This is a genomic window from Streptomyces sp. NPDC001157 (assembly GCF_053598255.1).
The window spans coordinates 66,084-79,449 of sequence record NZ_JBSFJW010000032.1 but is presented as its reverse complement, the minus strand read 5'-3'; the positions used below and the strand labels follow the sequence as shown (position 1 = coordinate 79,449).

The 13,366-nt window shown below is 69.8% G+C and carries 11 protein-coding genes; 9 read left to right on the top strand and 2 right to left on the bottom strand.

What is annotated here, in order from left to right:
- Window positions 1–44: 44 nt before the first annotated feature.
- The 4 genes from ACWDAG_RS37450 (at window position 45) to ACWDAG_RS37435 (ending at window position 4,406) form a co-directional block, all read left to right on the top strand.
- Window positions 45–845, top strand: coding sequence for a Tat pathway signal sequence domain protein (locus ACWDAG_RS37450; protein ID WP_450700025.1), 801 nt, complete (start codon window positions 45–47; stop codon window positions 843–845).
- A gap of 55 nt (window positions 846–900) precedes the next feature.
- Window positions 901–2,223, top strand: coding sequence for a copper amine oxidase (locus tag ACWDAG_RS37445; RefSeq protein WP_450700024.1), 1,323 nt, complete (start codon window positions 901–903; stop codon window positions 2,221–2,223).
- Window positions 2,224–2,303: 80 nt separating this feature from the next.
- On the top strand, window positions 2,304–3,581 hold the full coding sequence (locus ACWDAG_RS37440) for an SAV2148 family HEPN domain-containing protein (protein ID WP_450700056.1): 1,278 nt from the start codon (window positions 2,304–2,306) through the stop codon (window positions 3,579–3,581).
- A 102-nt stretch (window positions 3,582–3,683) separates the two neighbouring features.
- A complete protein-coding gene (locus tag ACWDAG_RS37435; protein WP_450700023.1) occupies window positions 3,684–4,406 on the top strand; it encodes an exonuclease domain-containing protein in 723 nt (240 codons plus the stop codon).
- A gap of 103 nt (window positions 4,407–4,509) precedes the next feature.
- On the opposite strand, the gene ACWDAG_RS37430 is transcribed toward ACWDAG_RS37435, so the two are convergent.
- Entirely contained in the window at window positions 4,510–5,382 is an 873-nt protein-coding gene (locus ACWDAG_RS37430; RefSeq protein ID WP_450700022.1) for a phosphotransferase enzyme family protein, read from the bottom strand.
- A 187-nt stretch (window positions 5,383–5,569) separates the two neighbouring features.
- Here ACWDAG_RS37430 and ACWDAG_RS37425 point away from each other — a divergent pair, with 187 nt between their 5' ends.
- From ACWDAG_RS37425 to mgt, 4 genes are all read left to right on the top strand, one after another.
- Window positions 5,570–6,505, top strand: coding sequence for a carbohydrate ABC transporter permease (locus tag ACWDAG_RS37425; protein ID WP_450700021.1), 936 nt, complete (start codon window positions 5,570–5,572; stop codon window positions 6,503–6,505).
- Window positions 6,502–7,353, top strand: coding sequence for a carbohydrate ABC transporter permease (locus ACWDAG_RS37420; protein WP_450700020.1), 852 nt, complete (start codon window positions 6,502–6,504; stop codon window positions 7,351–7,353). Before ACWDAG_RS37425 ends, ACWDAG_RS37420 begins: the two co-directional genes overlap by 4 nt.
- Window positions 7,353–8,660 (top strand): ABC transporter substrate-binding protein, encoded by a 1,308-nt coding sequence (locus ACWDAG_RS37415; protein ID WP_450700019.1) that lies wholly within the window; start codon window positions 7,353–7,355, stop codon window positions 8,658–8,660. Before ACWDAG_RS37420 ends, ACWDAG_RS37415 begins: the two co-directional genes overlap by 1 nt.
- 189 nt (window positions 8,661–8,849) lie before the next feature.
- Entirely contained in the window at window positions 8,850–10,070 is a 1,221-nt protein-coding gene (gene mgt / locus ACWDAG_RS37410; protein ID WP_450700018.1) for a macrolide-inactivating glycosyltransferase, read from the top strand.
- Between the two features lie 73 nt (window positions 10,071–10,143).
- Here the strand turns inward: mgt and ACWDAG_RS37405 are convergent, their stop codons facing one another.
- Window positions 10,144–12,402, bottom strand: coding sequence for an MMPL family transporter (locus ACWDAG_RS37405; protein WP_450700017.1), 2,259 nt, complete (start codon window positions 12,400–12,402; stop codon window positions 10,144–10,146).
- Between the two features lie 389 nt (window positions 12,403–12,791).
- On the opposite strand from ACWDAG_RS37405, the gene ACWDAG_RS37400 reads away from it, so the two are divergent.
- Complete coding sequence (locus ACWDAG_RS37400) at window positions 12,792–13,340, top strand: DUF1697 domain-containing protein (protein ID WP_450700016.1); 549 nt, start codon at window positions 12,792–12,794, stop codon at window positions 13,338–13,340.
- Window positions 13,341–13,366 lie beyond the last annotated feature (26 nt).

The following is a 13,366-nucleotide window of genomic DNA, read 5'->3' as shown; positions in this document are numbered from 1 at the left end:
GCAGAAAAGTACTCCCGGGGATGAAGGGGGAGTAGGGGGCAAATGTGCGCAAGATAGTGCACCGCCATCTGGGCAAGGTGGTGGCCGGTGCGGCCATAGCGGTCGCCGGAACTGCCGTGATGGTCGGGATCACGCTGCCGGGGACGGCGGGGGCCGACGATTCGGGAGGGACCAAGGCAGGGCAGGCCCAGCAGGCGGCTCAGGCGAACGGCACGCCCGCTCCCGGTGTCGTCGAGCAGGCCCCGGCCGAGGGCGAGAAGGGCAAGGGTCTCGACCCGCTGACCGACGACGAGACGAAGCGGGTCGAGCAGATCGCGCTCAACCGGCAGCTGCTCGATTCCGCTGAGAACGTCAAGGGGGCCGGCGGCCCGCAGCGCCTCACCGTGGAGCTGACCGAGCCGGACACCGACCAGCCGGACAGCGCGAACGCGCCCCGGCGCGCGGACGTGACGTTCTACGACTACCGCAGCGACAGCGTCGTCACCAAGACCGTCAACCTCGACACCGGCAAGGTCGAGGAGACGAGCACCCAGCACGACGTCCAGCCGCCGCTGAGCATCGCCGAGCAGACCGAGGCGGCCCGGCTGCTGATCGCGGACCCGCTGGGCGCGGGCCTGAAGGCGGACTACAAGGACGCCACGGGCAAGGAGCTCACCTCCCCGGACCAGCTGACGCTCACCAGCATGGTGTTCCGGGCGACTCCCGGCGTGCGGCCGGCCGAGCTCGGCAAGTGCGGCGAACACCGCTGCACCCGGCTGTTCCCGAAGGTCAAGAACGGTGCCTGGATCGACACCCGGGACTTCGTGATCGACCTGAGCGCCCGCAAGGTCGTCAAGCTCGGCTGAACCGGGCTCCGTCCACTTCTCACACTTGCTTCCCCTGTAAGGGAGTCACTTCGTCATGCACGTCAACAGAGACAGCCGTGCCCGCCGCAGTGCGCTGCGCAGGCGGGCCCTGGTGGGCCCGCTCGCGGTGGGGCTCGCCCTCGGCGGCACGGCAGCGGCACCGGCCTTCGCCCAGCACAAGGAGGCGGCAGCCGCCGCGGCCCCCCAGTGCAGCGCGGCCTACCAGATCGAACAGAAGCTCTCCACCGGCACCACCTGGCGGATGTGCTGGCGCTTCGAGAGCAGGTCCGGGGTCATCCTGGACGACATCTCCTACCAGCCGCCCGGAGAGTCCCAGCCGATCAAGGTCCTCAACAGCGCCAAGCTCGCTCAGATCGACGTGCCGTACGACGACGGCAGCGTCGAGTACAACGACATCACGGACTACAACTTCGGCGACGGCCTGCTGAACCTCACGCCCGACGAATGCCCCGGCGGCACCATCAAGACCGTCAAGGTCGCGACGCCCTTCTACTCGGACTCCTCGGACGTCAAGGGTCTGTGCGCCACGACCCGTTCCCGCGGCCACGCCTACCACCTGCTGTCCGACGCGAACAAGACCTACCAGGCGCAGGGCAAGGACCTGCTCCTCTACACGGTCAACAAGGTCGGCTGGTACGAGTACATCACCGAGTGGCGCTTCCAGGACGACGGCACGATGAGCATGAACGCCGGCGCCACCGGCAGCCTCTCGCCCGACGACTACGACGCGGGTGACGGCCGCGGCTGGCCCATCGGCAAGGGCGCCAAGGCCTACGCCACCAGCCACAGCCACAACGTCTTCTGGCGGCTCGACTTCGGCCTCGACGGCTCCTCCAAGACCAAGGTCGAGCAGTACGACTCGAAGGTCAGTGCCCCGGTGGGCAACCAGCAGGCACCGACCAACAAGACGACCCTCACCAAGGTCACCAAGGAACTCGCGGGCGACGCCAAGGACATGCGCTGGTGGCGCGTGGTCAGCACGGCCGGCAAGAACAAGGACGACCACCCGCGCTCGTACGAGATCGTCCAGGGCCCCACCGCGAAGTACCCGGGCCGCAGCTTCACCAGCCACGACGTGTACTTCACCGAGTACAACAAGTGCGAGCAGTACGCCAGCAGCAATCCGCTCAACTGCGGTGCCGGGCACGGCAAGTCCGTGGACAAGTGGATCAACGGGCAGACCCTCACCCACCCCATCGTCTGGGTGAACGTGGGCTTCCACCACATAGCCCGGGACGAGGACCAGCAGCCGATGCCGGTCCACTGGCAGGGCTTCTCCATCGCCCCGCGCGACGTCACGGCTATGAATCCGCTCACTCCGGCGGCCCTGGCCGCTCAGAACGGACACTGGCACTAAGGCAGTTGAGAACCGACCTGTCCATCCGGCTGCACCGCTGACCGCTCCCGGAGTACCCTTCCTTGATCGTTGACACGGGGATGCTCGGGGGAGCGGAAGGCGGTGCGCGGGTGGGGTCGGGAGGGCTGGAGTTGCCCCCTGGTGACGAGGGTCACGAGGGGAACTCCACAGATGTCCCGCCCGGCACGGTGTCCCTGGCCCGGCCGATGGCGACGAGTTCCATCGGGCCGGAGCTGGACTGGGATGCCGACGCCTGGCGCGAGGTGCGTACGCGCGCCCAGCGAGCCGGCCGGGCCTACATCTGGCTGAACCTCGTCGAACAGCGGCTGCGCGCGGTCGTGGCCGCTGTTCTGCGACCCATCTACGAACCCGTCCACGGCGACGACTGGGTGGTCGCCGCGGCCGGGCCGGCCGGCCAGGAGTGGGTGCAGCGCGCGGTCGCCGTACGCGAGGTCAGCCGCCGCAAGGGCTATCTGCTCGACCCGGCCGACGACAACGTGCTCAGCTTCCTCACCCTGCCCCAACTGCGCGAGCTGATGGTGCAGCACTGGCCCTGCTTCGAGCCGTACGTCGACGACCGCCGTGACGTCGAACTCGCCCTGGACGAGCTCGAGGTCACCCGCAACGTCGTCTCCCGCAACCGGGCCCTGTCCGAGGCCGTCCTGAACCAGGCGGAGCGGGCCTCGGCGAAGCTGCTGGACGTTCTCGGCGCGTCCGGGGACGTGCCCTCGGCCCGCCGGCTGCCCGTGGACGCGGTGGAGGAACTGGTCGGCGACCGGTACGCGGACGTGGTCGCCGTGCACCCCGACCGGGTGCGACTGCTGCGCCAGTTCCCTGCCGAGGACATCTTCGGCGCCGCCCGCCGCCTCGACGCCGTCGGCATCGGCCTCAACCTGCTCGTGCAGAACTTCTCCGGACGCCGGCTGGTGCGCCTGGCCGAGGCGGGCTGCCGGGTCCGGCTGCTGTTCCTCAACCCGGCCTCCAGCGCCGTCAAACGACGCGAGCGGGAACTCGGCATGAAACGCGGTGAGTTGAGCCGAGCGGTCGAGATGAACATCCTGCACATGCGCCGCGTCCGCTCCAGGCTGCGCGACCCGGCCGCCTTCGAGATCCAGGTCTACGACGAGACCCCGCGCTTCACCGCCTACCTCGTCGACGGGGACGGTACGGACGGCGTCGCCGTCGTGCAGTCCTATCTGCGGCGCTCGCGCGGCATGGAGGCTCCGGTGCTGGTCCTGCGCAACGGCAGCCGGGTGGTGAAGCCGGACGACATGGACAAGGGAGTCGAGAGCGGGCTCTTCCCGACATACCGCGAGGAGTTCGAAACGTCCTGGGCGGATTCGCGACCTGTGTCCTGAACTGTCGCCGCGGCCAAGCGGAATGCGGTCCTCGGATTGTCAGTGGCCCATGGGAAGGTGGAGACCACTGGGGGAAAGCACCACCAAGAAGGGGGGCCACGCATGGGCTGGCACCGGGAGCTGCTGATCGGCTTCGACCTGGAGACGACCGGAACCGATCCGCGCGAGGCGCGCATCGTCACGGGGGCCGTGATCGAGGTCAGGGGCGGACAGCCCATAGGGCGCCGGGAGTGGCTGGCGGATCCGGGCGTGGAGATCCCGGCGGACGCCGTGGCGGTGCACGGCATCAGCAACGAACGCGCGGCGGCTCAGGGCCGCCCGGCCGACGAGGTGGCGAACGCCATCGCGGACGTCCTGACGACCTACTGGAAGACGGGCGTCCCGGTCGTCGCCTACAACGCGGCCTTCGACCTGACTCTGCTTTCCGCGGAACTGCGACGCTACGGCCTGCCGTCCCTCCGCGAGCGCCTGGGCGGCATCGACCCCGCCCCGGTCATCGACCCGTACACGATCGACCGCTGGGTCGACCGCTACCGCCGCGGCAAGCGCAACCTCGAAGCGGTCTGCACGGAATACGGCGTCGTCCTGGAGTCCGCCCACAACGCCTCGGCCGACGCCCTGGCCGCAGCAGGCCTGGCCTGCGCCATAGCCACCCGCCACCCCAAGATCGCAGCCCTCGGCCCGGCGGAACTGCACCGCCGCCAGATCGAGTGGTACGCGGAGTGGGCGGCGGACTTCCAGAACTTCCTGCGCCGCAAGGGGGACCCCACCGCGGTGGTCGACGGCACGTGGCCCCTGCGGGAGCCGGCGGACGAACCGGTCTGAACCGCCGGTGCGGGAGCGCCCCAAAGGGGCGCGGGGAACGGCGCGACCAGCTACAAAGAACCTGCAGTCGCCCGACAACCCCAAGTCCCGAATCAATAGGCGCTCAGAACGAATACCACCGCACCGCCTCGTCCCCGTCCCGCAACGACGCCACCCGCCGCTCGAACTCGATTAGAGCGTCAGGATTGGTCGCAGCCTGCTGCGCAACCCACGCACAGCTCGCCGTCTCCCGCGCCCCGCGCAGCACACTGCACCCCGACCACTCACGCACATCCCAGCCGTACGCCTCGGTGAAGGCGTCATAGGCCTCGGCCGGCAGGCCGTACCGGTCGCGAGACAGGGCCATGACCACCAGGTCGTGCTCACGCAGGTCGGCGGAGAAGGTCTCCAGATCGACCAGGACCGGGCCGTCCGGGCCGACATGGACGTTGCGGGGCAGCGCATCGCCATGGATGGGCCCGGGCGGCAGATGCGGAACGAGCGCCGCGGCCGCCGCGGCGAACCCGTCGCGCCGCTCGCGCAGATACGCCGCGTCCGCGGGGTCGATCGCGTCGCCCGCGAGCCGCAACCAGCGTTCCACACCGCCCAGCAACTCGCGGGGCGGCAGTTCGAAGGCATCGACGGGGGGAGCGGGCAGTGCGTGGACGACCCGTAGCAGTTCGGCCAAATCCCGCGGCTCGGCCGGCCGTACGGCATCCGGGATCCGGTGCCACACCGTCACCGGGTGACCCTCCACCAGCAGTGGCTTGGGCTCCGCCGCCCGTACCGCGGGCACGCCCGCCTCGGCGAGCCACAGCGCGATGTCCAGCTCGCGGCGCGCCCGGTCCAGGAGTTCGGCGTCCCGGCCCACCTTGACGACCAGGTCCCCGGAGGCGAACACCGCGTTCTCGCCCAGGGCGAGGAGCCGTGCGTCCCGCGCCGGACCGGGCAGTACGCGCGCCGCGGCCAGTACGCCCCGCGCCCGTGACTCGTCCATCGCCTTCCTCCCACGTCCGCGTATGCATCGGTGAACGGCGTCGAGTTCGCGCCACCCACCCGCCCAGTCTCGCATTCGCACAGGTCGGACCGTGTGCGTACGGCCTTGACGGTGCAAACCCCCTTCACGACCATGACGGAGGCCCGCCGGGTCCGAACGTCACGAGCCGCGCAAAGGAGCCGATCACGTGACACTGGTGACCGCGACGAGGCGGTCGGCACAGGGCGTGCCGCGCACTGCCGGGGACCGTCGGCTCCGCGACCGCGGGGCCTGGTTCCTGGTGCTGCCCGCGCTGATCCCGATCCTGGTGCTGAGCGTCGGACCACTGCTCTACGGGATCCTGCTTGCCTTCACCGACGCCCAGTCCGGCCGCACCCGGTCCACCCAGTGGATCGGCGGTCTCAATTTCCAGGACCTGCTGCACGACACGCTGTTCTGGGAGTCGTTCCGGATCGGGCTGGTGTGGGCGGTCGGCGTGACCGTCCCGCAGTTCCTGCTCGCGCTGGGCCTCGCCCTGCTGCTCAATCAGGACCTGCGGCTGAGATGGCTCGCCCGCGCCCTCGCGATCGTCCCCTGGGCCATGCCCGAGGTCGTGGTCGGCATCATGTGGCGGCTGGTGTACAACCCGGACGCGGGCGTCCTCAACGAGACCCTGCACGACCTCGGACTCGGCGACGGGCGGGACTGGCTCAGCGGCCTCGGGACCGCTCTGCCCGCGGTGGTCGTCGTCGGCGTCTGGGCGGGCATGCCGCAGACCACGGTCGCACTGCTGGCCGGACTGCAGAACACCCCGCGCGAACTGCACGAGGCGGCGGCGGTCGACGGGGCGGGCGCCTGGCGGCGCTTCCGCACGGTCACCTGGCCGGCTCTCAGGCCGGTCGCCCTCGCCATCACCGCACTCAACCTGATCTGGAACTTCAACTCCTTCGCCCTGGTCTACGTGCTGACCAACGGCGGGCCCGGCGGGCGCACCCGCCTGCCCATGCTGTTCGCCTACGAAGAGGCCTTCCGATACGGACAGTTCGGGTATGCGGCGGCCATGGGATGCGTCATGGTCGCAGTGATCTCGGTGCTCCTCGCCGTCTTCCTGGCCGGCCGGCTCAGGGGAGGGGACGACACATGACGACCACGAGCGGAAGGAGGACCAGGACCGGCACCCGCGTCGGCCAGTACGCCGCCCTGCTCGCCTATCTCGTCTTCCTCGCCTTCCCCTTCCTCTGGCTGATCTCCACGGCGTTCAAGTCACCGCGTGAACTGGGGAGTCTGCACCCCGCCTGGATCCCCCGGCACCCCACCCTGGGCAACTTCCGGCAGGCCTTCGACGAGCAGCCACTGCTGCACGCCGCGTTCAACTCCCTGCTCGCGGCGGCCGGGGCGGCGGTGATCGCCGTACTGATCGCGACCCCGCTGGCATACGTCATGGCCCGGCACCGCACACCGCTGACCCGGGCCGCCACCGCATGGGTGGTCGTCAGCCAGGCGTTTCCGCTGGTCCTGGTGATCATCCCGCTGTTCCTCGTGCTGAAGAACCTGCGGCTGATCAACTCGCTGGCGGGGCTGACGCTGGTGTACGTGGTGTGGGCGCTGCCGTTCGCGCTGTGGATGCTGGCCGGGTACGTCCGGGCGGTGCCGCCCGAGGTCGAGGAGGCCGCGGCGGTCGACGGGGCCGGGCGGGTGCGGACGCTGGTGTCGGTGGTGGCGCCGTTGCTCGCGCCCGGGATCGCGGCCACCGGGCTGTTCGCGTTCGTCACCGCGTGGAACGAGTTCTTCTTCGCGCTGGTCCTGCTCAAGACGCCGGACAGACAGACACTGCCGGTCGTGCTCAGCCATTTCGTCGGCGCCGAGGGCGTTGCCGACCTGGGCCCACTGGCGGCGGCCGCGTTCCTCGCCACCCTCCCCTCCCTGGTCGTCTTCGCGGTCATCCAGCGGCGGATCACGGGTGGCATGCTCACCGGGGCGGTGAAGAACTGATGCGCAGCACAACCCGATTCACCGGCCACGCAGGAGGGGTACTGGCTCTCGTCCTCACGCTGCTGCTGGCCGGCTGTACGAGCGGCGGCAGCGCGGGCCCGACCGGGGGACGGATCACCCTCCGCTTCCAGTCCCTGGCCTGGCAGCAGGAGTCCGTCGAGGCCAACAAGGATCTGGTGAAGGAGTGGAACGCCAGCCATCCGGACGTCAAGGTCGAGTATGTGCAGGGGAGTTGGGACAGCGTCCACGACCAGCTCCTCACCTCCTTCGAGGGCGGCGAGGCGCCCGACATCATCCACGACGCCTCGGACGACCTCGCGGATTTCGCCTACGGCGGCTACCTCGCCGATCTGACCGACCTGCTCCCCCCGCGGCTCAAGTCGGAGATCCCACAGCGCAGCTGGCGGACGGCGACCTTCGGCGACGGCATCTACGGTGTGCCGTTCCTCCAGGAGCCGCGCGTCCTCGTCGCCAACGCCACCTGGCTGAAGAAATCGGGCGTACGGATACCGACGCCCGAACGGCCCTGGAGCTGGGCGGAGTTCCGGCAGGTGACGAAACGGCTGAGCGGCCACGGGAAGTACGGTGTCGCCTGGCCGCTCAAGGAGCCCGTCTCGGCCACCCTCAACCTGTCCCTGTCGACGGGCGGTCAGCTCTTCCACCGGGGGACGGACGGCAAGGTGAGGGTCCGCTTCGGGGCGGCCGACCAGGTGGTGCCGCGCACGATCCACGACCAGGCGAACACCGACCGCAGCGCCTCTCCCACCACCCTGGGCAGTGGCGGCTCGGACACCCTGCCCGGCTTCTTCGGCGGCAAGTACGCGATGGTGCCGCTCGGGTTCTCCTACCGCCAGCAGATCGTGCAGCAGGCGCCGAAGGGCTTCGACTGGCAGGTGCTGCCCGCCCCGGCAGGCGTCGACGGACCGGCCCAGGGCGTCAGCCCGCAGACGCTGTCCATCGCGGAGGACAGCCCGCACAAGAAGGAGGCCGCCGAGTTCGTCGACTACCTGCTCCGGCCGAAGAACATGGTGCGGCTGGCGCTGGGGGACTGGATGCTGCCGACGGGAACCCAGGCGCTCCAGGACCCCGCCCTGCACACGGCCAAGAACGGCTGGGCGACCGGCACAGCCCTGGCCGCCCACCTCCGCTCGGCGCCCGCCCAGTCCGTCCGCGGCTACCCCGAGTGGAAGGACAAGGTGGCGACCCCCGCGTTCCAGGAGTACTACAGCGGGGCCATCGGCCTCGACGAACTGCGCAGACGGCTGGAGAAGGACGGCAACCTGGTGCTCGCCCGCTACCAGCGCTGACAGCCGGCGGGCCGGGCAGCCGCCTTGGAGAACCCGTTGCCCGGCGTACGGCCGCCCCCCTGGCGTGCCGTTCGTGGCAGCGAACAACGGAGGTGGCACCGGGGCGGTGGTCGACGCTGCACGAGGTGCCGGCCGGGTGAGCTTCAAAATGATTGGACGAGACGTATCGTCTCGTCTACTTTCGACGACATGCCTACCCCGACCCCCACACCCCGTCCCGCCCATATCGCCATGTTCTCCATCGCCGCCCACGGCCATGTGAACCCCAGCCTGGAGGTGATCCGCGAGCTGGTCGCCCGTGGCCACCGGGTCACGTACGCCGTTCCGCCGGCGTTCGCGGAGAAGGTCGCCGAGACCGGCGCCGAGCCGAAGCCGTGGAAGTCCACGCTGCCGGGGCCCGACGCGGACCCGGCGGCCTGGGGGAGTGAACTGCTGGACCACGTCGAGCTGTTCCTCGACGACGCGATCCAGGCGCTGCCGCAGCTCGCCGAGGCGTACGACGGCGACGTACCGGACCTCGTGCTGCACGACATCACGGCGTATCCGGCCCGCGTCCTCGCCCACCGCTGGGGTGTCCCCGCGATCTCGCTCTCGCCGAACCTCGTCGCCTGGGAGGGATACGAGGAGGAGGTCGCCGAGCCCATGTGGGCGGAGCCGAAGCGGACCGAGCGCGGCCGGGCGTACTACGCGCGCTTCCGGACCTGGCTGGAGGAGAACGGGATCACCCAGCACCCGGACCACTTCTCGGGCCGCCCCGACCGCTCACTCGTCCTGATTCCCAAGGCGCTGCAGCCCCACGCCGACCGGGTCGACGAGACCGTCCACACCTTCGTCGGCGCCTGTCAGGGCGACCGCACCGCGGAGGGCGACTGGCAGCGGCCCGCCGGAGCCGAGAAAGTGGCGCTGGTGTCGTTGGGCTCGACCTTCACCGACCGGCCCGGCTTCTACCGCGAGTGCGTCGAGGCGTTCGGCGGCCTGCCCGGCTGGCACCTCGTCCTGCAGATCGGCAGGCGCGTGGACCCCGAGGCCCTCGGGGCCGTACCGGCGAACGTGGAAGTACGGTCCTGGATCCCGCAGTTGGCGGTGCTCCGGCAGGCCGACCTGTTCATCACCCATGCCGGGGCGGGGGGCAGCCAGGAGGGCCTGGCGACGGCCACACCGATGATCGCCGTACCGCAGGCCGTCGACCAGTTCGGCAACGCGGACATGCTCCAGGCCCTGGGAGTCGCCCGCCACGTCCCCACGGAGGAGGCCACCGCAGAGACTCTCCGCAGGACCGCCCTCGCTCTCGTCGACGACCCCGAGGTCGCCCGCCGCCTCGGGGAGATCCAGGCCGACATGGCCAAGGAAGGCGGCACCTCGCGGGCGGCCGACCTGATCGAGGCCGAACTGCCCGTAGGAATCGGGTAGTTCCGGGCATGACGAGGGCCCGCCGGCTCCCCTGTGGCCGGCGGGCTCTCGGTCGGTGAGGGTTTCAAGCCCTTCAGACGCCCAGTCGCTCACCCTCGTCGCGCCGCACCGAGTGCGTGATGGCCTCCGCCGACTCGTCGTGCGTCAGGTCGGGCAGCCGGTTCAGCCACTTCGGCAGGTACCAGTTGCGCTCGCCCAGCAGCGCCATCACCGCCGGGAGCAGCACACCCCGGATGATCGTCGCGTCGATGAGCACCGCGGCCGCGAGGCCGACACCCATCTGCTTCATGGACTGCATGGACAGGGTGCCGAAGATCGCGAACACGGCGACCATGATGACCGCGGCGCTGGTGACGACACCGGCCGTGGTGACCACGCCGTGCTGGATCGCATCCCTGGTGGTACGGCCGCGCAGCCGCGCCTCGCGGATCCGGGAGACCACGAACACGTGGTAGTCCATGCTCAGCCCGAACAGGATCACGAACAGGAACAGCGGCAGCCAGGTGATGATCGCGCCGACGCCCTCCGCGCCCACCAGCGAGGCACCCCAGCCGTGCTGGAAGACGGCGACGAGGATGCCGTAGGCCGCACCCACGGACAGCAGGTTGAGCAGGATGGACGTGATCGCGACCGTCAGCGAGCGGAACGACAGCAGCATCAGCGCGAAGGCGAAGACCACGACGAACGCGAAGACCGGGACGACCGCGCCGCCGAGCTGGTCGTTGAAGTCCTTCGAACCGGCCACCTGCCCGGTGATCGGCGCCTGCACCCCGTCCAGCTTGCCGAGCGTCGCGGGCCGCACCTCGTCACGCAGCTTCTCCAGGCTGGCACCGGCCTTCTCCAGGTCCGAGCCGCCGACCAGCGGGACGTACACGTAGGCGATGTTCTGCGCGTCGTGCAGCTTGATCTCGACCGGACCGCGCGAGGCACCCGAACTGATAGCCCTTGCCTTGAAGTCGGCGAGCGCGGACTTCACCTCGGGCGCGTTGATGTCCTTCGCCTTGACGACGACCTCGGCCGGCTCGGAACCGCCGGGGAAGGCGTCGTTGACCCGGTTGTACGTCTGCACGATCGGCAGCGAGTCGCCGAACTCCTGGTCCAGTGTGAGGTTCTGGGTCTTCATGCCCAGCGCCGGAGCCGCGACGGCCAGCAGCGCACCGGCCGCGACGAGCACGGAGACCAGCGGCCTTGCGAGCACACCGCGCAGGACCGCGGTCCAGAACCGGCTCTCCCCGCCCGTGCGGGCGGCCCGGCGCTCCATCGCCTTGCGCAGGAAGGGGATCCGCCCCTTCTCGACCCGCTCGCCCAGCAGCGAGAGCAGCGCCGGCAGCACCGTCACCGACCCGACCATGGCGACCGCCACGACGATCAGCGAGGCCAGACCCATCCCCTGGAACGTGACGAGCCCGGTGAACAGCATGCCCGCCATCGCCACGCACACGGTGATGCCGGAGACGACGATCGCCCGGCCGCTGGTGGCGGCGGCGATCCGCAGGGCCGTCTGCGCGTCGCGTCCGGCCGCGCGCTCCTCGCGCTCACGGCGCAGATAGAACAGGCAGTAGTCGACGCCGACCGCCAGACCGACCAGCAGCATCACGGAGTTGGCGGTGTCGCTCATCGGCATCACATGGCTGACGACGCCCATCAGACCCATCGTCGCCATGATCGCGGTGATCGCCAGCGCCACCGGGAGCAGTGCGGCCACCAGCGCGCCGAAGGCGATGAGCAGAATGCCGAGCGCCACCGGCACCGCGGAGAGCTCGGCCTTCTTGAAGTCGTCGCCGAACGCGTCCTTGAACGTCTTGTTCATGCTGGCGCTGCCGATCTCCTCGATCCGCAGCGTCCCGTGCTCCTTCTGCACCCCTGCGACGGCCTTCAGCACCGGCTCCACGCGCTCGTACGCGGTCTCGGCGTCGCCGCGCATGTCGAACTGCACCAGCGCGCTGCGCCCGTCCCTGGAGATCGTGTGCGTGGCGTACGGCGACTTCACGTCCGTGGCCTTGCCGGTCCCGTCGACCGCCTTCACGACCGCGCCCACAGCCGCCTTGAACTCGGCGTCCGTCGCCCTGACGCTTCCGTCCTTCGCCTGGATCAGAATCGTCTCGCTGGCCGGTTCCTCGATCCCCGCATCCTCGATGATCTTGGCGGCGGTGTGTGTCTCGCCCTTGAGCTGTTCGCTCTCCTTGACGTCGACCCGGCCGGCGGCCGAACCGAGCCCCATCGCCAGGACGACGAACAGCACCCAGATGCCGACGGCAGCCCATCGGTGCCGGGCGCTCCAGCCGCCGGCCCGGGCGGCTATGCCCCGCACCCGCGAATCTCCGTTCCCCATGACGGGCTTGCCCCCTCGTCTGCGGTGACAGCCCCCTGCCGTCACCTTCAGCTTCGAAGGTATGGGCGCGATAAGCACGTCTCGTCGTGCTGCCCGGTGAAGTGCGGCAGGCACGGGTCCTCCCCTCGGACCCCGCCGTCTCACCGCTGGGGAGGATTTCGGCCCCTTACATCTATCGGGACTTCTCGGGGATGAAGATCGGGGTGTCCGGTCCGTCGGCATCGCTCCTCTTTGTTGTTGCGAAACCTTGTTGAACAAGTCACAGGTGCGTGTATCTGTTGATCCGGAGCCCCGGGTTCGGACAGAGTTTCGGGCAGTCCGCCCGTGCGGACGTGGCGGCCGTCGTGCCCACCCCCACGGGGCACGACGGCCGCTTTATGGTGTGCGCCATGACGACGACGTATGCGGCGCTGCTGCGCGGGATCAACGTGGGCGGCAAGAAGAAGCTCCCGATGGCCGAACTGCGGCAGCTGATGGACGGCCTCGGCTACGACGACGTACGCACCCATCTGCAGAGCGGCCAGGCCGTCTTCGCGTCCGGACACGGCGACGAGGAGACCCTGGCCACCGAACTCGCGCAGGCCATCCAGAAGCACTTCGGCTTCGCCGTCGACGTGATCGTGCGCGACCACGCCTACCTCAAGGCGATCGCCGAGGCCTGCCCGTTCCCGGCCGCCGAACTGGAGGCCAAACAGCTCCACGTCACCTACTTCTCCGCGCCGGTCGACGCCGAACGCTTCGCGGAGATCGACCGGGAGGCCTACCTCCCCGAGGAGTTCCGACTCGGCGACCGCGCGCTGTACCTGTACGCGCCGGAGGGCCTCGGCCGCTCCCGACTCGCCGTGCACCTGGCCAAACCCCGTATCAACAAAGGCCTGATCGCGACGAGCCGCAACTGGAACACCGTCCTGAAGCTGGTGGAGCTCACGGGAGAGTGACCGTGTGAAAAGCCCGGCTCTTCATG